Genomic DNA, 23,692 nt, shown 5'->3' with positions numbered 1-23,692 from the left:
GATTGTGCACTTCGCCGATCATCGGAAGTCCCTCGATCTGGACGCGACTCGCAGATCCATCAGTTGCAGATGATCGGCCACCACGGTCACCGCGCCCTCGGCGTTCTGTACTTTGCCTCGAATCAGCAACGCCGGAGCCGTGATCGCCAGCTTTCGGTACTTGGCCCACAACCCGACCGAGCACACCACGTTGACCATGCCGGTCTCGTCCTCGAGGTTGATGAACGTGACGCCTCCGGCAGTTGCCGGCCGCTGGCGATGCGTCACCGCTCCGCCGACGAGCACGCGGTCGCCATCCGGAATCTGCAACAGCCGGTTCGCGGGAATCACGCCGAGCAAATCGAGCCGATCTCGAAAAAACTGCGTGGGATAGGAATCCGGTGACACACCGGTTGCCCAGACGTCGGCAGAGGCCAGATCGAGATCCGACATTCCCGGTAGTGCAGGCGCTTTCGTCGACGCTCCGATGCCGGGAAGCAGGCCCGGGCGCTCCCCCGCTGCTGCACCCGCAGCCCACAGTGCCTCTCGGCGAGTGATGCCGAAACACCCGAGTGCGCCTGCCGTTGCCAGCGCTTCCGCCTGCGCCACCGACAGTTCGACGCGTCCCGTCAGGTCCAGGAACGAGGTGTATGGCCCGTGTGCGTCTCGCGCGTCGACGATCTTCTGGGCCACTGCGGTCCCGATGAACTTCACATCCGCCAACCCCATACGAATCTCGAGGCCGCTTCCCTCGAGATTTGCATGGCCGAGACTGGCGTTCACGTCGGCACCGTGGACGAGCACACCGTGCCGCCTGGCGTCGGCGACCAGGGATTGCGGTGAGTAGAAACCCATCGGTTGGGCGCGCAGCAAACCGGCACAGAATGCCGCCGGATGGTGCAACTTGAACCACGACGAGTAGAAGACCAACGAGGCAAAACTCTGCGAATGACTCTCGGGAAAGCCGAAATTGGCAAAAGCGGACAGCTTTTCGTAGATTCGGTCCGCGGCCGCGCCGGTGATGCCGTGAAGATCGCGCATCCCGTCGTAGAACCGCCCACGCAGCAGTTCCATCTTCTCCGGTGATCGCTTCGACCCCATGGCACGGCGCAGTTGATCGGCGTCGGCAGCACTGAAACCCGCGACATCGATGGCCATCTGCATCAGCTGTTCCTGGAACAGAGGCACGCCGAGAGTTCGATCGAGCGCCTTCTTGAGCGATGGATGCTCGAAGATCACCGGCTCGAGTCCGTTGCGGCGCTTGATGTACGGGTGCACCGAACCACCCTGAATCGGACCGGGACGGATCAGCGCGACCTCGACCACCAGATCGTAGAAGTTCCGCGGCTTGAGCCGCGGCAGAGTGGCCATCTGCGCGCGGGACTCGACTTGGAACACCCCCACCGAATCGGCTCGCTGCAGCATCTCGTACACCTCGGGCTCGGACAGGTCGATCGAGGCGAGTTCGATATCGATGCCCTTGTGCTCGGCGATCAGGTCCATCATGTAGTGCAGCGCCGAGAGCATGCCGAGCCCGAGCATGTCGAACTTCACCAAACCCACTGCGGCACAATCATCCTTGTCCCACTGGAGCACACTGCGGTTCTCCATCGTCGCCCATTCCACCGGGCAGACGTCGGCGATCGGCCGATCGCAGATCACCATGCCACCGGAATGAATACCGAGGTGGCGAGGGAAGCCCTCGATCTGCCGCGCGAGTTCGAGAACGGACTCGGGAATACCGTCGCCCTCCTGATCTCCGATTCCGGACCAGCGGGTGATCTGCTTGCTCCATGCGTCCTGCTGCCCCTGCGAAAAGCCGAGCGCACGGGCCATGTCTCGCACCGAGGACTTGCCGCGATAGGTGATGACGTTGGCCACCTGAGCTGCATGAGTGCGGCCGTACTTGGCGTAGACGTGCTGGATCGCCTCTTCTCGACGATCGGATTCGATGTCGATGTCGATGTCGGGGGGTCCGTCGCGCTCGGGTGCGAGGAACCGCTCGAACAGCAGCTTGTTCGCCACCGGATCGACGTTGGTGATGCCGATGGCGTAGCAGACAGCCGAGTTCGCCGCCGAACCTCTTCCCTGGCAAAGGATGTCGTGCGTCTTGCAAAAATCGACGATGTCGTGGACCACCAGGAAGTAGCCGGGGAATTCGAGCCGCTCGATGATGTCGAGCTCGTACTCGAGCTGCGAATACGCGGCCGGGTTCGCCGACTGCGAGCCGTACCGACGAGCGGCCCCCTCGAACGTGAGTCGACGCAGATAGCTGATCTCTGTGTATCCATCGGGCACATCGAAGGGTGGCAGGCGCGGCGCGATCAACTTCAGATCGAACGAACACTCACGCCCCAGCTCGACGGCACCGCGCACCGCGCCCGGATAGTGCTGGAACAGTTCCGCCATCTCCGCCCCGGAACGTAGATGTCCGCCGCCGGTCGGTGCCAACCACCCGGCAGCATCGTCCAAGCTGCTCCGTGCGCGCACAGCGGCCATCGCCATGGCCAATCTCCTGCTGCGAGGACTGGCGTAGTGCGCGGCCGTGGTGGCGATCGTCGGTAGGCCGTACCGCCGGGCCAGCGTCGCGAGAGCGTCGTTGCGCTCGTCGTCGTCTGCGACGCCGTGCCGGGTGAGTTCGACGGTGACACGATCGGACCCGAACCGGTCGACGAGAGTGCGCAGCGCGGCCTCTGCCGCCTCCGGACCACCACGCGAGAGTGCCTGCCGAACATGACCCTTTCGGCAACCGGTGAGAACCTGCCAGTGCCCGCCTGCCGATTCGGTGAGTTCGTCGATGTCGTACTGCGGCTTACCTTTGACCCCGCCTGCCAGGTGTGCAGCTGCGATCCGACGCGAGAGCCGGCGATACCCCTCCTGGCCGCGAGCGAGCACCAGTAGGTGAGTGCCGTCGGGATCGGTCTCCCCGGCTCTGGATCGATGTGTGTCCAGTGAGAGTTCGGCACCGAACACGGTTCCGATACCGAGAGCTCTGGCTGCCTCGGCAAAGCGCACGACCCCGTAGAAACCGTCGTGATCGGTGATGGCGATGGACTCGAGGCCCAGGCGTACCGCCTCCTCGACCATCTCCTCGGGCTGCGAGGCACCGTCGAGAAAGCTGAACGCCGAGTGCGCATGCAATTCCGCGTACGGCGTTGCCGGGCGCACCGGCTCGTGGTGGCGAGGCCCCTCGTAGGCTTCTCGCTTCCGGGACCAGGCCGGGCTGTCGCCGCCGTCACCCTCGGCCACCGGCTTGGGACGCCCGGACAGAACTCGTTCCATCTCCGACCAGGTGGGTGGTCCGTCGTTCCATCCCATCGCGCCCACCCTCCTCACACTGCCGTCTCATCGAACACTTGTTCTAATGAGAACACGAGGGTCCGACACGATCAACTAGAGTCGAATCGCCACAGACCCTTTTCACCGAATCCCTTCCACAGAGCCGGAGCACAGACGTGACGCGTTGGGCCTCGTTCGTCGTATCGCACAAACGATGGGCACTCGCCGTTGTCGTCGCCATCGTCGCCGTAGGCGGGATCTTCGGACTCGGCGTCTTCTCGAAACTGAGCGAAGGCGGTTACGCCGACGCAGGCAGTGAATCGTCCGAGGTCGCGCGCCTGGTGCAGGGCATCGGCCAACCGACCCCCGACATCGTCGCGATCTACACCGCCCCCGAGGGCAGGACGATCGACGACATCGGACCGCAGGTGCAGGCGACGCTCGACGAGTTCAGCAGTCGATACACCCTCGGCAACGTCAGTTCGTACTGGAGCGCAGACCCGATCAGCAAGGAATTTCTGGTCTCCAAGGACCGAACCAAGGCGTTGGCCACGGTGTCCCTCGGTGCGAACTCGGGCGTCACGTTCAATACTTTCGGCGAACTTCCTCCACAACTCGACGTGCCCGGCATCGAATCGCAGTTCGCCGGCGCGTCGGTGGTGGGAGTCTCGCTCAGCGAAACCCTCGAAAGCGACCTGATCCGCTCCGAGATCATCGCTGTTCCCATCACACTGCTGCTGCTGATCTTCATCTTCGGCGGCGTGATCGCTGCAGCGGTTCCGGTGTTCGTCGGCATTCTGAGCGTGCTCAGCTCCCTTGCGATCCTGCGGGTGCTCACCGAGTTCACCGAAGTCAGCTCGTTCTCCATCAACGTCGCGTCGTTGCTGGGACTGGGCCTGGCCATCGACTACGGACTGTTCATCGTCAGTAGGTTCCGCGAGGAATTGCGCGGCGGACTGACGCCGATCGACGCGACCATCCGCACGGTGTCCACCGCAGGCAAGACCGTCGTCTTCTCCGGACTGCTGCTGATCTGCGCATTCGCCGGCATGCTCGTCTTCCCGCAGGCGGTGATCAGATCCCTCGGGTTCGGGGCCATGGCGGCGGTGGCGAGCGCGGCAGTCCTGTCACTGACCGCGGTCCCGGCACTGCTCGCCATTCTCGGCACCCGCATCAACTCCTGGACGTGGTCGCGCACCGCGTCCGATCGCAGTGATGCACGCGCACACAAGTTCTGGGGCGGCGTCGTCACCCGCGTCATGAAGCATCCGGGCATCGTCGCTGCCGTCATCGTCGCCGGGTTGCTGATCATCGCCACCCCGATCCTGAAGGTCTCACTCGGAGAGGTCGACTACACGGCGCTACCGAAGGAGAACCCTGCGCGGATGGCATTCGAAACTCTCGGTTCCGACTTCGAATCCACCGGCGAGGGCGCAACCGTGGTTCTGCGCGGCCTGGACGACGTCAAGCCTCAGGGCGCACCGATTGCGGCGCTCACCTCCGCTGTGGAATCCACGCCCGGTATAGCCCGAGCCGAATTCCTGGGCTCCAAGGACGATTTCGTCACGTTGCAGGCGTCCTACAGCGAACCGACCGATGGGCTGAGCGAGGCCGAATCCCAATCCGACGCAGTGGCGGCGCTGCGCTCGATCGCTCCCCCGGACGGTACCGAGATCCTCGTGGGCGGCGGACGAGCCAATGTCGACGACGGCAATGCGGCGATCGCGAAGTGGCTACCGGTGATGATCGCCATCATGGTCGTCTCGACACTGGTGTTGCTGTTCCTCGCGTTCGGGTCGATCGTGCTGCCGATCAAGGCGGTCCTGATGGCCGGACTGAGCCTGGCTGCCACCTTCGGCGCACTCACGTGGGTGTTCCAGGAAGGCCACGGAGCCAGCCTGCTCGGGGTCACCCCCGGACCGCTCGAGTCGACGTTCGTGGTTCTCATTCTCGCGGTCATCTTCGGCTTGTCGACCGACTACGAGGTGTTCCTGATGTCGCGCATGGTCGAGGCTCGCGCGGCTGGAACGAGTACCGAGGAAGCGGTGATCTTCGGGGCTCAACGCACCGGACGCATCGTCACTGCTGCGGCGTTGATTCTGATCGTCGTCACCGGGGCCTTCACGATCTCGGGTCTGTCGATCATGAAGTTCCTCGGCGTCGGAGTCATTCTGGCCCTGATCATCGACGCGACGATCATCCGTATGTTGCTGGTTCCGACCTTGGTCAAACTCATGGGCGAGGCCAATTGGTGGGCACCGGCCTGGATGAAGAAAGTGCACCAAAAAGCCGGTATCGGGCACTAGCACCGGAACTTACTTCAGAGTAAGGTCGGCTCGCATGGCGAACTACATCGTAACCGGCGGTACCGGGTTTCTCGGGAAGAACGTCCTGCCCCGATTGCTCGAACGTGATGCGCTCGCTGCGATCCACGTGCTGGTACGTCCGCAATCGGTGGCCCGCCTGGAGCGACTCGCACAGCACCTCGACGGCGGCGACAGAATTCACCCGCTGGTCGGCGACCTCACCGAGGCGGAGCTCGGACTCGAAGACGTGCCTGCCGACATCGACCACATCCTCCACCTCGGAGCCGTCTACGACCTGACCGCAGGCGACGAGCAGACCCCGACCAACGTCGCCGGGACCGCCTCGGTGATCGGCCTCGCCGAGAAGACCGGGGCCCGCCTGCACCACATCTCGTCGATTGCTGTTGCGGGCGACTATCGAGGAACGTTCTCCGAGAACGACTTCGACCTCGGACAAGACTTTCCGACTGCCTACCACCGCACCAAATTCGAGTCCGAGAAGCTGGTCCGCGACAGCGCTGCGGACTGGCGGGTCTACCGACCTGCCGCGATCATCGGCCACTCGGAGACCGGTGCAATCGACAAAGTGGACGGCCCGTACTACTTCTTCCCGTTCTTCGCGGAACTTGCCAAGCTGCCGTCCGTCCTACCGATCACAGTGCCGAAGATGGGCGCTACCAACCTCGTTCCGGTCGACTACGTCGCCGACGCCATCGTCGAGCTCGTGCATCGAGACACCTCTCCCGGCAGCGTGTTCCATCTGGTCAATCCGGAGCCTCAGTCGATGGCAGAGGTCTACGCCGCGTTCTCGTCGGCAGCCGGATCTCGCGCGAGAATCGTCGACGTACCCGGGGCGCTGGTCGCTACCGTCGTCTCCCCCAAATCCCGGGCCGTACGCAAACAGCGCGACGCCGCCCTCCGCGATTTCGGTGTGCCACCGGTGATGCTCGAACACCTGACTCTGCCCACCGTGTTCGAGTCGGCATCGACCCAGAAAGCGTTGCAGGGCAGCTCGATCACACCGCCACCACTGCGGACGTACGCCGATCGCGTGTGGACGTACTGGCGGGAGAACTTCGATCCCAAGCGCAACCGCCGAAACGACCCACGCGGGCCGCTGTTCGGCCGTCACATCGTCATCACCGGTGGCTCGTCCGGAATCGGCCGAGCCAGCGCAGAAGCAGCTGCCCGCAAGGGCGCGGTGGTCATTCTGCTCGCGCGAGGTCAGGACCAACTCGACGAGGTGGTCGAGCACATCCGCGAGTCGGGCGGCACCGCCTACGGCTACTCGTGCGACGTCACCGACAGCGAATCGGTCGACCAGACCGTGAAAACCGTTCTGAGCGAACACGATCACGTCGACATGCTGGTGAACAGCGCCGGTCGATCCATCCGGCGCGCACTCTATCGGTCCACCGATCGGTTGCACGATTACGAGCGCACCATGGCCGTCAACTACTTCGGTGCCATTCGACTGGTGCTGGCACTGTTGCCACACATGCGCGAACGCAGCTTCGGGCACGTCGTCAACCTCTCCAGCGCTGCCGTTCTGGGGCATCCTCCCCGTTTCTCCGCCTATGTGGCCAGCAAGGCCGCACTGGACGGCTTCACCGATGTTGCTGCCGCAGAGACACTCTCGGACGGAATCACCTACACCACCATCCACATGCCCCTGGTGGACACACCGATGATCACCCCGACGGGCGACAAGAACGTCGGCCCGGTCTTCTCACCGGAGAAGGCTGCTGCCATCGTGATTCGCGCACTGAGCGACAAGCCGAAGCGAATCGACACTCCACTGGGAACACTCGGGCAATTCGGCGCCATGTTCGCCCCCAAGGGCAAAGACCGCACGATGCATCAGCACTACCGCAAGTTCGCCGAATCCGCTGCAGCCAAGGGCGAAACACCGGTACCGATCGAGGACGGGAAAGTGCCCTACCGAGTTCGGCCCTACAATCCGAAAGCTCCGAGCGCACGCATCGGCAAGGTGGTCCGACGCATCGGCAGATTGGTACCCGGCACGAGTTGGTGACCGGCAGAATTCACCGCAGCAGAGCTCTCCCCCAGACTCGCAGGAATCCCTGACTCAGGTATGTCAGAGTGCCGATGGCCAGTACCCATTTGACGGAACTGACCACGGTGGTAGCACGGACGACGGTGTCGGTGATCTGTTCGCGGTTGTCGACCAACACAAGTCCGACGATGTTCTCGATGTAGTCACCGGCGGCGGAGGCCACGGGCGCGACGGCCAATGCCGTCGTCACTGCAGGGCTCAGCGGAGTCTTCGCCGCCAGGCTCCTCGCGCCCGCACGCAGTGCGAAGGCGTAGATCGCGGGATGCACGAAGTCGGGCAGATAGTGGCTTCGGAACCGGGCGATCTCGGTCTCGTCCATACTCGCCAGGATCTGCCGGTAGCGCTGCTCGGACCATGCCGTCTGCACCTCGAGCACTTTCGGGGCTGCGGGGCCGAGCAGTCGGGCAATGTTGGCCTGGGATACGACGAACAGTGCCGACCAGCCCAGCATTCTGCGATCGAGCGCACTGAGAATCATGTCCGAGACCCTAATGCGTCAGGAACGGGAGAACGGCGGCCTCGAACGCCGCGTATCCGTCGCGATGGATGCTGTGCCCGGTGCGGAAAGCCTCGACGCGGCAGGTCGAAATCTCGGAGACCATCGCATCCAGTCGATCCGGATCGACCATGCCGCCGGGACCGCCCCGAAGCACCAGCGTCGGAGCAGTGATGTCCGCCAACGACACCCACCACTGCGGATTCGGCCGACGGAACTGCTCGAGAGCAGTGGCGGTCATCGAGCGATCGAAGGCGAGTACCGCGCGGGGATGCAGAACGACGCTGGTCGCTGCATGCCAGAGTTCGGTGGCCGACGGCATCCGGCCGGTCAGCGTCGGCGGAGCGTCCCCCGGCCGAATCGGTATCGGGAGCTCTTCGAGTACCAGACGCCGAACGAGCTGCGGGCGGCGTTGCGCGACGAGCGAGACCGCATATCCGCCGAGGGAATGGCCGACGAGATCGACTTCGTTCAGCCCGAGGTGGTCGATCAACGCCAGCAGGTCTGCCCCGAAGGAATCGAACTCGTACGTGGACGTGTGCGCGCTCTTGCCGTGTCCGCGCAGATCGACGGTGATCACTCGGCGGCCCTGCGCGGTGAGTGCACGGGTGAACCGATCCCAGGTTGTGCTGTCACCGCCCATGCCGTGCACCAGCATCACCGGTGCCGAATTCGAGTTCGCATGCCCCAGCGGGGTGAACGAGCGATACGCGATATCGACGCCACCGAGGTCGACCGTCTCCGACATCATCTGCATTCCCTCGACGGTAGCGGTGCCGCTATTCGTAGATTCCTTCCACCCGCCACCGACCCTCGTCGAACACCAGCAGCAAGGCCCTTTCGTCGTCGAGCACCACCTGGGCTCGCGCCGTCGGACCCGTCGACGCGTGGCCACTGTCCCACCAGCGCTCGTCCACCGGCCACGGTCCGGCCAGACCCGTCAGTCCCCATTCCTTGGTGCCCCAGCGCAATCGCGACGGCGGCGCATCGAACACACCACGATCGGTGACGCCGATTCCGGTTCCCGCCCGATTCATCAGTGTCACCGTCGGACGTGTCTCGATCACTGCCGCCGGAGCAGGCTCGGGTAGCCGTCCCGGCCAGGGATCCGAGGGATCGGACATCGGCACCAATTCGTCGCCGAGCGGACGCAGCGTGATCCGCTCGGCCGGCCCGCGGCCACCGCTGAGCACACCACCGAGCACCGATTCGCCACCGAGCAGACCCTGCACGCGCACCAACGCCCGACGCGCTCTCTCGTCCTCGTCCCCGACACTGCCCCACAAACCCAGCTGCAGCTCACCGGCAGCCACCACTTCGATGGGTTCGAGCCGCAGAACGGTGATCGCGGACGTCGGCTTGTTCTCGCTGCGCCCGGTGATCCAGCCGTCGAGTTGCCACCGAACGCGGTCGGCTGTTCCCTCCGGCGTCAACGGCTCGGCGCACCGCCAGATCCGCGACAGATTCTCGCCGTTACCGGTACTGGCATGCACCAGCAGACGAGTGCACGCAACGGCAGCGGCAGCGAGCTTGGTGTGCAACTGCTCGGCCAACCCGCGCCCGGCGAACGCAGCTGCGTCGACCCGATCGATCGGCGGATCGCACAGGTACTCCACATCCAGATCCGGCGGCAGAGCCCTGGCCGACGGCGGACGTTCGGGCTCACCTCGGGCACTGCGATGCGCCAACACGGCATCGGTACCGAAGCGCGACGCCACATCCCCCGGAGACAGAGCCGCGAAGTCACCGATGGTCCGTAAACCCAAGCGGCGCAACAGATCCACCAGCTCACCGCGATCGGCAGCGGACATGCTCGGTTCCGCCGAGAGTTCTGCCACCGGCAACGGCGCGAGAAAGCCTGCACCCCCGCCGCGCGGCACCACCTGCGCATACCGCGCGGCGACGACCGCAGTGGACAGCTCGTCGGCTATACCGATCTGACATTCCACACCGGCAGCCGACGCTTCGTCGATCAACCGTTCCGCAGCCCGATGCTCGGTACCGAAATACCGTCCGACGCCGCGGGCAGAGAGAACCAGCAGGCCCGGTCGCAGCACTTCGACTCCCGGTGCGATGGCGGCGACGGCCGAGACCACGGGCTCGAACAGTCGCGCATCACGATCGGTATCGGCCAGAGCGACATGCACATCCGGGCACCGCGCCTGCGCTTCCCGACGACGCAGGCCACGCTTGATACCCGACGCCCGGGCCGTCGCCGAACAGGCGACAACCCGATTGGCCGAGGTGACGACCACCGGATGCGTCGCGGGCAGATCGGCCTGAGCAGCTGCTGCAACGGCAGGCCAATCGGGGCACCACAGCGCAAGAACACGGCTGGCGAGAACACGGCTGGAACGGTCGATGCTCATGTCGAGACCGCGATCGACAATGGATTCTGTTCGCGCTCCTCGGCATGCCATTCGATGCGGCCGTTCTCCGCACGCAGATCGAGTCGAACGGTGCGGGGCCGCATCGCCTTGCCGCGAGCGCACACCGACAGTCGGACGCCGCGCAGTCGGCCGCGGCCCAGCTCATGGCCCGTGCCGAGGCCGTCGTATCCATGGACCGATGCGTCCAGCCGTAGCTCTGCCCCGTCCCAGTGCCCATCGGTCACCAGCAGCGTCGACCCCTTGCTACGAGCTCTGGCCACCACGGCCCTGGCCCGAGTGGGCGGTACCGACAGACCGCCGAGACCGAGTACCACGAGGTCGACACCGTCGAGCAGAATTGCCGCCACTTCCACCGGGTCGGGGCCAGGGTCGGGAATCAGGGCAAGCTTGCTCAACTGTGCGCCCATCTCCACCGCGGCCAGAATCCCGAAACGAGGCTGCCCGATGACGGCGACATGGCCACCGGCACCGGTCACCGCAGCCACCAACCCGATCAGGAGCGAGCCTGCACCGGACACCGAGGCCACCGTTCCACGCACCAGTCCACCGTGCGGTAGCACCTCGATCAGCGCAGACGGCACCGGAAGAACGGGCCGCTGACGGGTTGGACGCTGTGTCGACGGTTCCGGGTGCACGGGTTCGACGGGGTCCGAATTCTCGATGCGCACCGACGCCGTTTCGCCCCGGGAAGGCACGGCAGCCATCCGGCTACGCAGCAACGCCACGCGCTCCGGCAGCGACAACCCGTCGAGCGCATCCGGCGTGACGGAAGCTCCCGATACAGTCATGTCACTCCCCTTCGCGGCGTAGAAAATCGAGCCGAAACATCGATGTTCGACGAACGCGGGAAGTGGCGTATTCGAACACAATTTCGATCTGCACTCAGTAAAGCCGCTCGGACGGCAACTCGTCAAGGTGATGCCGAAGCCCCTGGTAGATACCTCCGTTCCGCGGCTGCAGGCACGTCCCGCCATCGTCAACTAACCTGTGGACGTGACGGATCAGCAGCGTGTTCGACGGGGCGTCGGGCCCGACTACCTCTTGGCAGGCAGATACCGCCTGGCCGGCAAACTCGGCGGTGGAGGCATGGGCGCGGTATGGCTCGCCACCGACACACTTCTGCACCGTCAGGTGGCCGTCAAGCAGGTCACGTCCACCACTCGGTTGACCCCACAGCAGGCCGTGGAAGTACGCAACCGGGCGATGCGCGAGGGTCGCATCGCTGCCCGACTCTCCAGCCCCCACGCCATCGCGATGCACGACGTCGCTCTTGTCGACGGTGAGCCGTGGTTGGTCATGGAATACCTGTCCTCACGCAGTCTTGCGCAGGCACTCGGCACCACCGATTCGCTACCACCGTTCGAGGTCGCTCAGATCGGCGCACAGATCGCCGACGCCCTGACCGAGGCGCACGAGGCAGGAATCGTGCACCGAGACATCAAGCCCGGCAACATTCTGATCGCCGATCGCGGCAAGGATCTGGGCATCGTCAAGATCAGCGACTTCGGCATCTCCCGCGCCAAGGGAGACGTCGAAGAAGCCGACGACAGCGTGATCACCGGCACCCCGGCATATTTCGCACCCGAGGTCGCGCGCGGACAGGATCCCACCGCGGCCAGCGACGTGTTCTCCCTCGGCGCAACGCTGTACACGGCCATCGAAGGCAAACCGCCGTTCGACATCGACCACGATTCGATCGCACTGCTGCACCGAGTTGCCAAGGGGCAGATCATCGCTCCCACCCGCAGCGGCGATCTCACGGGCCCGTTGCTGCACATGCTCGAGCCCGATCCTGCCCGACGCCCCACCATGGCGCAGGCCCGCGACGAGATCATCCTCGCCGCGATCAGCAAGCGCGGCACCATAGCTCAGCTGCGCGGGGTGCCTCTGACGTCTGCGGACGGCGTGGTCCCGGCATGGGCGAGGCGCTCGACACCGGTCTCCGAATCTCGCCGTCCGTCGAGGGAGTTCGGAAGAACCATCGCGGGCCTACCGGCCGTGCAACCCGGTGAGAGCCAAGCCAATCCGGTCCCGTCGACGTATTCACCACCACCGTTCGATCTGCCGAAGAAAAAGAAGAACCCGATCGAGGACGTCCTGATGCGCATCGAGGACGTCATCGGTGACCGAACGTCGATTCCGTCGACCGCAATCCTCGCTGCCCTCGTTCTCGTCGTCGTGATAGTTCTGGTTCTGGTGATCGCCCTTCTGCTGTAGTCGAGCCCCTCAACGCGACTCGTGCACGATGATCGCGATCTGAACCCTGTTGTTGCACTCCAGTTTCGCGAGGATTCGCGACACATAGGTCTTCACGGTCGCCACACTCATGTACAACTCGGCGCTGATCTCGGCATTGGACTTCCCCGACCCGACAGCGCCCGCCACCTCGCGTTCTCGATCGGTCAGAGAATCGAGTAGGGTCCGCGCCCGCGCCGTGGCGGAGTCGTGCGATCGAGCGTCCTGCTCGCGCCAATGGGCAACCAAGCGTCCGACGGCCGCCGGCGACAGCATCGATTCCCCGGTTCCGACGCGATGCACCGCGTCGACGATGTTCCGCGGCGGTGTGTCCTTGAGCAGGAATCCGTTTGCGCCCACCCGCAGTGCCCGCAGCAGATACTCGTCGGTATCGAAGGTGGTCAACACCACGATGGCCGCCGTGAACCCCTCTGCGCGAAGCATTTCGGTGGCCGCGAGCCCATCCAGGACCGGCATCCGCACGTCCATCAGAACCACGTCGGGAGACAACGTATGCACCGCCTCGATGCCACTGCGACCGTCGGCTGCCTCACCGACCACCCTGATTCCAGGATCCGAGCTCAGGATCAGCGACAGGCCCGCGCGGACCAACGCGTCGTCGTCGACCAGCAACACAGTGAGCACATCGTGACCATCGGCTACTTCGGGCACGGCAACCACGCTTCCAGACGGTAGACCACTCCGTCGCCGCGACGCGCGATTCCGTACTCGATTCGTCCGCCGGCCAATTCGATACGTTCGCTCAGACCGATCATTCCCGACCGCGAACCGGGTACTGCCGCGAAACTCTCTGTACGGAGACCGTTTTCGAGCCACACTCGAAGCTCACCGCCCACCAGCGCGAGTCCGCAGCGCACCGGCAGGCCGGGCGCATGCTTTCTGGCGTTGGTCAGACCTTCCTGAATCACCCGATGAACGGTGCGGGAAACAGAGGGCGTCAACGTTATGTCCGAGGGCATCTCGTCGACGAACGACACCGGAGTACCGGCCTTCTCCGAATCCTCGATCAGTTCGCCGATGTCCGCCACACCCGGTTGTGGACGCGCCGAGGCCGCGACACCCGATCGGAGAACTCCCAATATCTCCCGCAGATCCTCGAGGGCACCGTGTGCATTGAGTCTGATGGTCGATGCAATCGCTTCGACTTCGTTCGCACCGACGTCCGGCCGGACCTCGAGCGCTCCGGCGTGAAGGCTGACCAACGAGATCCGATGTGCGAGAGCGTCGTGCATCTCGCGCGCGATCCGCTCGCGCTCGAGTCCGCGAACGGTCTCGGCGCGCAGATTCGATTCGGATTCCGCTCGCTCTGCCCGCTCACGCAGAGAATCGATCACCTCGCGGCGCGATTTGACGACCGTGCCCCACGCGGCGGGAATGCTGAGAAAAGCCACACTGAGGATCCCGATGTACAGGACGGACTGTTCGACCCACACAGTCGTCCAGATCATCGACGCCGCGAGATGCAGAACCACCACCGCGGTGGTGACCCGCCACGACTTTCGAGACGCCACAGTGAAGATGGCGACCAGCTCGGCACCACCGACCGCGTCGGTCAGGATCGTGCACACCGCCAGCGCTACGGCGATCTCGATCGGCCACCGACGCCGCCACCACAGCAACGCTGCGCCGAGAACGCCGACGACGATCGAGACGACAGTGCGCGTGTCGGTCATCCCCTCCGTGCCTGCGACCACAGACACGACCAACACCAGAGCGAACAGGATTCCCGCTGCATCCCACGCGCGCTCCCGATGCCGTCGCAGCAGAGTCATCATCGAACCGTCACGATCGAACCAGGGGGCGCCAGTACTGGCTCGTCTTCTTGTCGCGCACCACCACGCCGAGTCGGTCCAGCTCCGAACGCAATTCACGCGCATCCGAAGCGGCCTTCTTCTTCAACGCCATCTCCCGAGCTTTGAGCACCGCGTTCACTTCCGGTGCCAGACCAGGAGTTTCGGGCACCCACAGGCGATAGAGATCGTCGTACGGATCGCCGGTCGCGACCGAGTACCCTCGCTCCTCGAACGCCGCCTCGATGGCAGCACGCTTCTCCTCGCTCGGCACCCGCACCAACTGACGCGAGGCACCGTCGAGCAGGACCAGTTCCTTGCCGTCGACGAAGACTGTGCCGACCCGAGACTTCGAGATCGTGGCGGTCTCGCCTCTCTCGGTGATGCGTACGTGCGCCGTCGATACCGTCACTCGCACAGTCTCGTAGAACGCGGCGGCCACCAGCGCCAACCCCAGTAGTATCCCCACCCCGATGCAGACGTACCGCACCCACCATTGCGACCACGATGCGATCAGCTGCAGCGGCCCTTGAAACGGTATCCAGGTCAACGACGCTCCCCAGGACGCCACATAGGGCAGCGTGAACCCCAGTAGTCCCCCGATGATCACGGCACCGGCGATCAGGACGAGCCGATCGCCTCGGGAGAACCACAGCACCGCAGGCGAGGTCTCCCCGAGCATCTTGTCGTCCATACCCTCACGGTATCGAGTGTGGGAGCAAGTACCCAGTCATCGAAAGTCGATACTTCTCCACCGACTTTCGGGTGACGTCGACCCTCGATCAGCCGAGAACGGGCATCACCAGTGTCGTCAGGGCGCCGTCGACTGCCGACCGCACCAGCATCGGATGGTCCGGAGCGGCGAGATCGAGCATCAGGTCCGGTCCGACGGCCGATGCGACGGCAGCCTGCAGGACGGCCGCGTCGAAGAACACCGTCATCTCGGAACCGGTAACCCGTGCGGGGACGGGAACGCCCTCGACAGTCAGGCCGTCCGGGCCCGCGTCGATCCGCAGCGTGCCGCTGTCGAGGGGAACGAAATCTCGTGGCACCACAACCCTCGTCGCGGTCGGAGCCAGACCGTCGATGATCGTCCGCCAGTCGGGAAAGTCGCCGTCGACGAGATCCACAATCTGCTGGACGCCTTCGACCTCGAGCACCATCGCGTCGTCGGTTGCCGTCAGCACACAGTTCCCCGACGCTGGTAGAGCCCCGAGAGAGCCGACCGCTGCGATGCGCGACCAGGATGCACCGGGCGAGCTCTGTACAACGAGGCTGCGGGTGGAGAGTCGATACCGATCCGTCGCGGTGAGGGTGACAGATCCACCGTCGACCTCGACCAGCACGCCCCGCAGCACCGGAAACTCCTCGCTCGTTCCGGCCGCAGACGCGACCTGTTCCACCGCCGACGCGAAATCGGCGGCAGATACCGTTGCTGTGCAGTATTTTTCGTCGAACAACCGGCGGATGGACACTGCGGCCTCGGCTGCTGCCCGCGCGCGTGCGGCGAGCTCGTCGACGTGCCGATCCACGATGTCGACTGCTGCAGCGCCGTCTCCGTCGAGGGCGGAGGCCACCTTGTCGAGCGGCATACCGATCTCGCGAAGTTGTCGAATGATGTTCGCCCGCTTCGCTTGTGCTCGGGTGTAGTAGCGATAGCCGGACTTGGCGTCGATGAAGGCCGGGACGAGCAATGCACAGTCGTCGTAGAACCGCAGGGCGCTGGGGGTCAGCCCGCTCGAGCGAGCGAACACACCGATGGTCAGGAATTCTTCGTCCGAATCAGTCATGGTGAAATCCTGAGGCTTCGGGTTGGTCGAAGGTCAAGCGTGATCGCGACGACTAATCGATTCGACGCTTGTGCGCCCATCGAGTGAGCGCATTCCTGTTGGACTGCTGAGTCTTTCGGAGAACGTTCGAGGCATGCGTCTCGACGGTCTTGACCGAGATGAACAGATCCTCGGCAATCTCACGATAGGTGTACCCGCGCGCCAACAACCGCAACACCTCGAGTTCACGGGGCGTGAGCGAATCGAGTTCCGGATCCAGCGGGGGCTCCGGGGCCGCACTGCGACCGGTGAACGAATCGAGGACGAACCCGGCCAGACGGGGGCTGAACACGGCATCTCCCCCGGCGACGCGTCGAACACCGTCGGCGAGCTCCGAACCGGAGATCGTCTTGGTGACGTACCCCCTCGCCCCGGCACGGATGACGGCGATGACGTCCTCGGCGGCGTCGGACACACTCAGGGCGAGACATACCGGCCCCTCGGAGATGCGGTTCAACACTGCCACGCCGCCGCCGTCTGGCATGTGCACGTCGAGCAACACCACGTCCGGCTTCGTCGATTCGATGCCCGAGACCGCCTCGGCGACACCTCCAGCTTCCCCGACGACGTCGATGTCCGCCTCGCGAGCGAGTTCGGCTCGCACACCGGAACGGAACACCGCATGGTCGTCGACCAGGAAAACGCGGAAAGGTTCGGTCACGTCGGCTGCTCCTGCTGGGTGGATTCGGACGATTCGGTGGTGACGGCGGCACCGTTGCGGGGCATGAAGATTCGCACTTCGGTTCCCTTGCCGACAGTCGACCGTACCTGCACCGTGCCACCGCGACGCTCGATGCGTCCCCGAATGGACTTCGCCAGGCCCTGTCGATCCTCGGGTACCGCCGATTCGTCGAACCCGGTACCGCGATCGCGGACGAAAACACTGACCTGTTCCGGTTCGGTCTCGGCGAACAGATCGATATTGGTCTCACCGGAATGCTTGGCCGCGTTGACAAGAGCCTCTCGCGTGGCACCCAGCAGCGCGGTGAAGCTCTCGCGGGACAGGCCCGACTCGACGTCGTCGGGCAGCAGATGCACGTCGCCGACCGTGATGGGTCGAACCGTCACGCCGTGCTGATCCTCGACCTCACCGGAGATGGTCTTGAGCGCGTCGGCCAAGCTGGAGTTGTCGGTGTCGCCGCCGTCGAACAGCCATTTGCGTAGTTCACGCTCCTGCCCGCGCGCCAACCGCATCACCTCCTGCGGCTGATCGGACTGCTTCTGGATCAGTGCCAGTGTCTGCAGCACCGAATCATGCAGGTGCGACGCGATTTCCTCGCGTTCGTCGTTGCGGATGCGTGCAGACCGCTCGGCACCGAGCGCGCGCCAGGTACGCAACCAGATGGGAACCGTCAACAGTCCTACGCCGACGAGAGTGACCACCACCGCCAGCAGCGACGAGCGCAGCGCGGCCAGATCGACGCGGGCGAGCACCACCACGGCGAGGCCGAGCACGATCAACGTCGCTCCGCCGACGACCCTCGCCCAACTCAACACGGTCGGATGCTTGGGGAGCCCCAGAGCCGTTCGCGGTCCCTCGGAGTCGAACTCGCGCCATACCAGGGCCGCCCCGATCACCACGACGATGACCGGCACGATGACCGAAGCAGCGGTACCGCTGAGCAGCCAGGCGAGGCCGACGGCGAGGCCGAGACCGATAGCAGCCAACCCGAGCGCACGCTGGCGTTCGGCGGCACTCGGATGCGCAGTGTCCTCGCCCGCAGGCGTGAACATCCAAATCAATCCGTATGCGGCGATGCCTGCACCGGCGGACGCGGCAAGCAGCGCGAACGCCACCCGAACCTTGAACACGTCGATGCCGAGATGGTCGGCGAGCCCGCCTGCCACGCCGCCGACGATGCGTCCGCCGCCGCGGCGTTGAAAGGGGGCAGGAGCGGAGCCTGCAGAAGCGACCGGGAAAACAGGAGCGGAGCCTGCAGAAGCTACCGGGAAAACAGGAGCGGAGCCAGCAGGAATGGCAGGGAGTACAGGAGTGACGGGGAAGGCGGTCGACGTGGCATGGGTAGCCGTCGCGTCGCCTGCCGGGGACGGTGTGTTCCGGGCGGCGTCAACGGGTGGATTGTCGACAGGGTGCACGCCTTCGATCCTGGCACGGATGCGGTGGTCGTCGCATCAGGGTTCGCCCTGATGTTTTGCGGGTCCGACGAGGTGGACCCGATTTCGGGGATGAATATCAGGGGTATCCCTGATGTGTTTCGTGGTCGTGGCGGCCACGATGGTTGGCATGAGCAATGTGACCGTCTCGGATCAACTTCAGCAGATGTGGCGCACCCGTCCGCACCGCTTGCCGCAACGCGGGCATGTGGCGGGTGTTGCGGCCGGTATCGGCTATCGATACGACGTCGACCCGGTTCTGATTCGGATCGCGTTCGTCGTCTCCACCTTGTTCGGCGGTACCGGCATCGTGCTGTATCTGGCGGCGTGGCTGGTGCTCAACCGCGCCGGTGACACGGCGTCGGGTGCGGAGTCGCTGGTCGGGCGTGGAAACAGCTCCGATTCGACGACCAAGATGGTGGTTGTGGCGGTGGCATTGGTCATCGCGGTGTCGACCATCGGCCCGGTAGGTGTCGGTCTCGGCGGTTCGGGGCTGATCTCTCTGGTGGCGATGCTCGGTGGACTGTGGTTGCTGCACCAACGGTGCCCGGAGCCGCCGCCGTACATGCGGACGGCGGAGTTCTCCCGTACTCGCTACGCCCCGATGCCGTTCGGGTCTCCCAGCACGTCGGCCGAGCAGTGGACGGCCGCGCAGTATCGTCCGCCACAGTTCCAGCAGGAGCGCTACACCCCGTACACGACTCTGCCGAAGAGCTACGTTCCGACACCGAAGCCCATCGATCACACAGGCACCGACGCAGACGCAGACACCGTGAACCTGAGCAAGGCCACCGCATTCGCCGAGAAGCCGACCGACACGCCCACCGACATGCCCACCGTGACTCCCCCGTCGTGGGACCCGCTCGGTGTGGCACCGTTCGCCTGGGATCTTCCCGAACCGGCAGGCACATTCCCGCCTGCGGCGATCGAACGCAAGCGCCGATCACGTTGGACGGCAAGCTTTCTCGGCCTGGCTCTGCTCGCTGCCGGAATCACCGCGGCGGTAGGTGCCTCAACCGGCGGGGACTGGGCCTCGGCGGGCCGCGTCGGAGCCGTCGCTCTCGCGGTCATCTCCGTGGGACTCGTGCTCGGCGCATTCCTACGCAAGGGCTACGGATTGCTTGTGGTCGCGGCACCCCTGGCCGGCTTCGTAGTCCTGGCGTCAGCTGTCGGTCCGATGGACATCGGCAACAGTGCGTCGGGAACGCAACGCATAGCCCCGCTCACCGTTGCCGACCTCGCCGCCACCTACGACGTCGGCATGGGTGAACTGGACCTCGACCTCACGGGCCTCGACCTCACCGAGGACCGCACCGTCGAGATCGATGTGGCGCTGGGCAGTGCATCGGTGACCGTGCCCGATTCGATGAACGTGATCGTGGAGTGCGAGGCGGCGTTGGGTTCGTGCCCCACCGATACCGGTTTCGGCCCGGGAACGAGCACCGATACCCCGGTCTTGACGATCGTGGGCGATCTGGCACTCGGCGAACTGAAGGTGGGGAACCCGTGAAGAAGAACAAGACCGACCGTGTCGGCCACGACTACGACGATTCAGACAGAGAGAATCGCACCTCGAGCCGACGCGGACCCTCGGCACTGCTGCTTCTCGCGGGGCTGGCTGCAATGGTCGTATCGGTCGCAGCACTCATCGGCCAACAGGCGATCGCGGCATTGGGCGACGTCCAGTTCCGCTGGGTGTTCGTGGTCGCCGCGGTGGTCGTGGGCTTCGCGCTACTACTGGGCCCCAGCAGAAAGAGCTGACGCCGCTACTCCCACTCGATGGTGCCCGGCGGCTTGCTCGTGACGTCGAGAACGACTCGGTTGACCTCCGGAACCTCGTTGGTCACCCGAGTCGAGATCGTTTCCAGCACGTCGTACGGCAGCCTGGTCCAGTCAGCCGTCATCGCGTCCTCGCTCGACACCGGACGCAGCACGATCGGGTGCCCGTAGGTACGGCCATCGCCCTGCACTCCGACACTGCGCACGTCGGCCAACAGCACCACTGGGCACTGCCAGATCTGCTGATCCAAGCCCGCGACCGTAAGTTCTTCTCGGACAATCGAATCAGCATGACGGAGCGTGTTCAGACGGTCGCGGGTGATCTCACCGACGATGCGGATCGCCAGACCGGGTCCGGGGAACGGCTGCCTACCGACGATATCCTCGGGCAATCCCAGTTCGCGTCCGACCGCACGAACCTCGTCCTTGAACAGCGCACGCAGCGGTTCGACCAGGGCGAACTGCAGATCGTCCGGCAGCCCGCCGACGTTGTGGTGGCTCTTGATGTTCGCAGTACCGGACCCACCGCCGGACTCGACGACATCCGGGTACAACGTGCCCTGCACCAGAAACTCGACCGCGTCGCCGTGCTCGGCGTTCTCGCCCAGCACCTCGGCCACGGCACCTTCGAAGCTCCGGATGAACTCGCGGCCGATGATCTTGCGCTTCTCCTCCGGGTCGGAGACGCCCTCGAGCGCACCGAGGAACGTGTCGACCGCATCGACGGTGACCAACTTGGCACCCGTCGCGGCGACGAAATCCTGCTGCACCTGCTCACGCTCGCCGGCGCGCAGTAGTCCGTGGTCGACGAAGACACAGGTCAGCCGGTCACCGATCGCCCGCTGCACCAGTGCCGCCGCCACTGCGGAGTCGACGCCGCCGGAAAGACCACAGATGGCCTTACCCGTGGGGCCCACCTGCTCCTGCACTGCGTCGACCAGAGCGTCGGCGATGTTCGCTGCAGTCCAGTCCGGGGCGATGCCCGCCGTCTCGTGCAGGAACCGGCTGAGCACCTGCTGCCCGTGCGGGGAGTGCAGAACCTCGGGGTGATACTGCACGCCTGCCATGCGCTTGCCCTCGTTCTCGAAGGCAGCGACCGGCGCGCCTGCGCTGGTGGCGGTGACGGTAAAGCCCTCCGGGGCCACGGTCACAGCGTCACCGTGACTCATCCAGACCGGCTGCGTGGCGGGCAGACCGTCGTGCAGACGACCGCCGTCCACGCTGAGTTGGGTGCGACCGTACTCCCGCGTTCCGGTGTGTTCGACGGTTCCGCCGAGAGCCTGAGCCATGGCCTGGAATCCGTAGCAGATGCCGAACACGGGGATGTCGAGGTCGAGGAGCGCGGAATCGAGCTCGGGCGCACCCTCGGCGTAGACGCTGGATGGTCCGCCGGAAAGCACAAGTGCGACAGGGTCCTTCGCCGCGATCTCCTCGGCCGTCGCGGTATGCGAGATCACCTCGGAGTACACATTGGCCTCGCGCACACGGCGGGCGATCAACTGCGCGTACTGGGCTCCGAAATCGACGACGAGAACCGGGCGTGCGTGTGCGGGATCGTGTGCAGAGGAGTCGGTCACCGGGTCAGTCTAATGGGACTGCTCGAACGCTCATGCAACACCCGAATGCGCGACGGGCTTCGCCGACGAGCCGGACCTGATCTCGACGATCGGCAGCCGCAGACCACCCGGTGCATCCACCGGAACCACCGGAGAGTTCGGCGCGATCGGGTCCAGCCGCTGGTACGGCAGCCCCGGTGCCGGACGCAGATCCAGCTCGCCCTTGTTCGGCCACAGCGCTGCGGAACGCTCGGCCTGAGCGCTGATCGTCAGCGACGGGTTCACTCCGAGGTTGGCCGATACGGCAGCCCCATCGACCACACTGAGAGTCGGGTAGCCGTGGACGCGGTGGTACGGATCGATGACGCCGTGCTCGGAATCCGAGGCGATCGCGCAGCCACCGAGGAAGTGGGCCGTGAGCGGGATGTTGAACAATTCTCCCCAGGTACCGCCTGCCACACCACCGATCTTCTTCGCGATGCGTCGGGTGGCGTCGTTGCCCTCGGGGATCCACGTCGGGTTGGGCTCACCGTGCCCCTGCTTGCTCGAGATCTTGCGGCCGAAGGGCCCACGCTTGGTGAACGTGGTGATCGAGTTGTCGAGATTCTGCATCACCAGCGCGATGATGGTTCGCTCGCTCCAGCGCCGCACGTTCACGACGCGGACGAACTGGACCGGGTGCGCGATCAACGCGAACACGAACTTGAGCCACCGGGGAATCTTCCCGCCGCCGTCGGTCATCAGCGTCTGCAGCATGCCCATCGCGTTCGAGCCCTTGCCGTAGCGGCACGGTTCGATGTGGGTGTTGGGGCTGGGGTGGAACGAGGACGTGATCGCGACTCCGCGAGTGAGGTCCATGTTCGGATCGACCGCCAGCTTCGCGGCCCCGACGATCGACTCGGAGTTGGTGCGCGTCAGTTCCCCGAGCGTGTCCGACAGACGGGGCAGCGCGCCGGTGTCCTTCATCTTGTGCAGCAGGTTCTGCGTACCCCAGGTGCCTGCGGCGAGAACCACATTGGCCGCACTGTAGGTCTTGCGTCCCTTGCGCAGCCGAGCGCCGGTTCGTTCGGTGTCGACGTCCCAGGTGCCGTCGGATCGGGGAACGAGACCGGTGACGGTCGTCATCGGCACGATCTCGGCTCCTGCGCGCTCGGCCAGGCCGAGGTAGTTCTTCAGCAGGGTGTTCTTGGCTCCGTGACGGCAACCGGTCATGCACTCGCCGCACTCGATACATCCGGTGCGCTCGGGGCCTGCGCCGCCGAAGTACGGATCCGGGACCGTCTTGCCGGGTTCTTCCCCGAAGAACACTCCCACCGGCGTCTGAATGAAGGTGTCGGCAACGCCCATGTCCTCGGCAACCGACTTCATCACCTCGTCGGCAGGGGTCATGTGCGGGTTTCGCACGACGCCGAGCATCCGGGTGGCCTGGTCGTAGAACGGCGAGAGCTCACTGCTCCAGTCGGTGATGTGCGCCCACTGCTTGTCCTCGAAGAACGGTGCCTGGGGCTTGTAGAGGGTGTTCGCGTAGTTCAGCGAGCCGCCGCCGACTCCGGCACCGGCGAGGATGAGGCAGTCGCGCAACAGGTGCACGCGCTGGATGCCGTAGAGGCCGAGCTTCGGTGCCCACAGGAAGCGCTTGAGATCCCAACTGTTCTTCGCGAAGTCCTTGTCCTCGAAGCGTTGTCCGGCTTCCAGGATGCCGACGCGGTATCCCTTCTCCACCAACCGAAGCGCGGTGACGCTTCCGCCGAAGCCCGAACCGACGATCAAGACGTCGTAATCCGTTGCGCGAACAGCTGAACCCATGGTGACCTCCGCTACATCCGATGCTGTCGAACAG

The 23,692-nt window shown here is 65.0% G+C and carries 18 protein-coding genes; 5 read left to right on the top strand and 13 right to left on the bottom strand.

Going from position 1 to position 23,692, the window contains the following annotated elements:
• Positions 1 to 18 precede the first annotated feature (18 nt).
• Complete coding sequence (locus R4P57_RS01675; RefSeq protein WP_317801152.1) at positions 19 to 3,297, bottom strand: error-prone DNA polymerase; 3,279 nt, start codon at positions 3,295 to 3,297, stop codon at positions 19 to 21.
• Between the two features lie 137 nt (positions 3,298 to 3,434).
• Between R4P57_RS01675 and R4P57_RS01670 the strand changes: the two genes are divergently transcribed.
• Together R4P57_RS01670 and R4P57_RS01665 are read left to right on the top strand one after the other, a co-directional pair.
• Positions 3,435 to 5,564: an MMPL family transporter gene (locus R4P57_RS01670; RefSeq protein ID WP_317801151.1), complete on the top strand. Its 2,130-nt coding sequence runs from the start codon at positions 3,435 to 3,437 to the stop codon at positions 5,562 to 5,564.
• Positions 5,565 to 5,598: 34 nt separating this feature from the next.
• A complete protein-coding gene (locus R4P57_RS01665) occupies positions 5,599 to 7,599 on the top strand; it encodes an SDR family oxidoreductase (protein WP_317801150.1) in 2,001 nt (666 codons plus the stop codon).
• Positions 7,600 to 7,609: 10 nt separating this feature from the next.
• On the opposite strand, the gene R4P57_RS01660 is transcribed toward R4P57_RS01665, so the two are convergent.
• Genes R4P57_RS01660 through R4P57_RS01645 form a run of 4 tightly spaced genes read right to left on the bottom strand, consistent with a single transcriptional unit; the run spans position 7,610 to position 11,315 of the window.
• Positions 7,610 to 8,119 (bottom strand): hypothetical protein, encoded by a 510-nt coding sequence (locus tag R4P57_RS01660; RefSeq protein ID WP_317801149.1) that lies wholly within the window; start codon positions 8,117 to 8,119, stop codon positions 7,610 to 7,612.
• A 10-nt stretch (positions 8,120 to 8,129) separates the two neighbouring features.
• Entirely contained in the window at positions 8,130 to 8,894 is a 765-nt protein-coding gene (locus tag R4P57_RS01655) for an alpha/beta fold hydrolase (protein ID WP_411742264.1), read from the bottom strand.
• A gap of 22 nt (positions 8,895 to 8,916) precedes the next feature.
• Positions 8,917 to 10,506 (bottom strand): DNA polymerase Y family protein, encoded by a 1,590-nt coding sequence (locus tag R4P57_RS01650; RefSeq protein WP_317801148.1) that lies wholly within the window; start codon positions 10,504 to 10,506, stop codon positions 8,917 to 8,919.
• A complete protein-coding gene (locus tag R4P57_RS01645; RefSeq protein WP_317801147.1) occupies positions 10,503 to 11,315 on the bottom strand; it encodes a hypothetical protein in 813 nt (270 codons plus the stop codon). The genes R4P57_RS01650 and R4P57_RS01645 overlap by 4 nt, the downstream gene beginning before the upstream one ends.
• A 199-nt stretch (positions 11,316 to 11,514) precedes the next feature.
• Here R4P57_RS01645 and R4P57_RS01640 point away from each other — a divergent pair, with 199 nt between their 5' ends.
• Positions 11,515 to 12,744: a serine/threonine-protein kinase gene (locus tag R4P57_RS01640; protein ID WP_411742263.1), complete on the top strand. Its 1,230-nt coding sequence runs from the start codon at positions 11,515 to 11,517 to the stop codon at positions 12,742 to 12,744.
• Positions 12,745 to 12,753: 9 nt separating this feature from the next.
• Here the strand turns inward: R4P57_RS01640 and R4P57_RS01635 are convergent, their stop codons facing one another.
• The 6 genes from R4P57_RS01635 to R4P57_RS01610 form a co-directional block, all read right to left on the bottom strand.
• A complete protein-coding gene (locus R4P57_RS01635) occupies positions 12,754 to 13,443 on the bottom strand; it encodes a response regulator transcription factor (RefSeq protein WP_317801145.1) in 690 nt (229 codons plus the stop codon).
• A complete protein-coding gene (locus R4P57_RS01630) occupies positions 13,422 to 14,555 on the bottom strand; it encodes a sensor histidine kinase (RefSeq protein WP_317801144.1) in 1,134 nt (377 codons plus the stop codon). Before R4P57_RS01630 ends, R4P57_RS01635 begins: the two co-directional genes overlap by 22 nt.
• A gap of 10 nt (positions 14,556 to 14,565) precedes the next feature.
• The gene (locus tag R4P57_RS01625) at positions 14,566 to 15,267 is read right to left on the bottom strand and encodes a hypothetical protein (RefSeq protein WP_317801143.1); all 702 of its coding nucleotides are present in this window, start codon (positions 15,265 to 15,267) and stop codon (positions 14,566 to 14,568) included.
• An 88-nt stretch (positions 15,268 to 15,355) separates the two neighbouring features.
• Positions 15,356 to 16,363 (bottom strand): MerR family transcriptional regulator, encoded by a 1,008-nt coding sequence (locus R4P57_RS01620; RefSeq protein WP_317801142.1) that lies wholly within the window; start codon positions 16,361 to 16,363, stop codon positions 15,356 to 15,358.
• Between the two features lie 52 nt (positions 16,364 to 16,415).
• Positions 16,416 to 17,063: a response regulator transcription factor gene (locus R4P57_RS01615; protein WP_317801141.1), complete on the bottom strand. Its 648-nt coding sequence runs from the start codon at positions 17,061 to 17,063 to the stop codon at positions 16,416 to 16,418.
• A complete protein-coding gene (locus R4P57_RS01610; RefSeq protein WP_411742292.1) occupies positions 17,060 to 18,379 on the bottom strand; it encodes a sensor histidine kinase in 1,320 nt (439 codons plus the stop codon). The genes R4P57_RS01615 and R4P57_RS01610 overlap by 4 nt, the downstream gene beginning before the upstream one ends.
• 268 nt (positions 18,380 to 18,647) lie before the next feature.
• Between R4P57_RS01610 and R4P57_RS01605 the strand changes: the two genes are divergently transcribed.
• Positions 18,648 to 20,027, top strand: a complete 1,380-nt coding sequence (locus tag R4P57_RS01605; RefSeq protein ID WP_317801139.1) for a PspC domain-containing protein — start codon at positions 18,648 to 18,650, stop codon at positions 20,025 to 20,027.
• Complete coding sequence (locus R4P57_RS01600) at positions 20,024 to 20,278, top strand: hypothetical protein (protein ID WP_317801138.1); 255 nt, start codon at positions 20,024 to 20,026, stop codon at positions 20,276 to 20,278. The genes R4P57_RS01605 and R4P57_RS01600 overlap by 4 nt, the downstream gene beginning before the upstream one ends.
• Before the next feature lie 5 nt (positions 20,279 to 20,283).
• Here the strand turns inward: R4P57_RS01600 and guaA are convergent, their stop codons facing one another.
• The gene (guaA, locus tag R4P57_RS01595; protein ID WP_317801137.1) at positions 20,284 to 21,873 is read right to left on the bottom strand and encodes a glutamine-hydrolyzing GMP synthase; all 1,590 of its coding nucleotides are present in this window, start codon (positions 21,871 to 21,873) and stop codon (positions 20,284 to 20,286) included.
• 30 nt (positions 21,874 to 21,903) lie between these two features.
• Positions 21,904 to 23,658: a GMC family oxidoreductase gene (locus R4P57_RS01590; protein ID WP_317801135.1), complete on the bottom strand. Its 1,755-nt coding sequence runs from the start codon at positions 23,656 to 23,658 to the stop codon at positions 21,904 to 21,906.
• Between the last annotated feature and the right edge of the window lie 34 nt (positions 23,659 to 23,692).

Source organism: Rhodococcus sp. IEGM 1330, from assembly GCF_033142445.1.
Lineage (GTDB): Bacteria > Actinomycetota > Actinomycetes > Mycobacteriales > Mycobacteriaceae > Rhodococcoides.
The sequence above is the reverse complement of the archived record's forward strand: the minus strand, read 5'-3'. Positions and strand labels throughout refer to the sequence as shown.

What these genes read in the sequence shown, in the direction of transcription:
- R4P57_RS01675 (WP_317801152.1), bottom strand. Translation starts at nt 3,297, where the DNA reads ATGGGATGGAACGACGGACCACCCACCTGGTCGGAGATGGAACGAGTT.
- R4P57_RS01665 (WP_317801150.1), top strand. Translation starts at nt 5,599, where the DNA reads ATGGCGAACTACATCGTAACCGGCGGTACCGGGTTTCTCGGGAAGAAC.
- R4P57_RS01660 (WP_317801149.1), bottom strand. Translation starts at nt 8,119, where the DNA reads ATGATTCTCAGTGCGCTCGATCGCAGAATGCTGGGCTGGTCGGCACTG.
- R4P57_RS01655 (WP_411742264.1), bottom strand. Translation starts at nt 8,894, where the DNA reads ATGCAGATGATGTCGGAGACGGTCGACCTCGGTGGCGTCGATATCGCG.
- R4P57_RS01650 (WP_317801148.1), bottom strand. Translation starts at nt 10,506, where the DNA reads ATGAGCATCGACCGTTCCAGCCGTGTTCTCGCCAGCCGTGTTCTTGCG.
- R4P57_RS01645 (WP_317801147.1), bottom strand. Translation starts at nt 11,315, where the DNA reads ATGACTGTATCGGGAGCTTCCGTCACGCCGGATGCGCTCGACGGGTTG.
- R4P57_RS01630 (WP_317801144.1), bottom strand. Translation starts at nt 14,555, where the DNA reads ATGACTCTGCTGCGACGGCATCGGGAGCGCGCGTGGGATGCAGCGGGA.
- R4P57_RS01625 (WP_317801143.1), bottom strand. Translation starts at nt 15,267, where the DNA reads ATGGACGACAAGATGCTCGGGGAGACCTCGCCTGCGGTGCTGTGGTTC.
- R4P57_RS01620 (WP_317801142.1), bottom strand. Translation starts at nt 16,363, where the DNA reads ATGACTGATTCGGACGAAGAATTCCTGACCATCGGTGTGTTCGCTCGC.
- R4P57_RS01605 (WP_317801139.1), top strand. Translation starts at nt 18,648, where the DNA reads ATGAGCAATGTGACCGTCTCGGATCAACTTCAGCAGATGTGGCGCACC.
- R4P57_RS01590 (WP_317801135.1), bottom strand. Translation starts at nt 23,658, where the DNA reads ATGGGTTCAGCTGTTCGCGCAACGGATTACGACGTCTTGATCGTCGGT.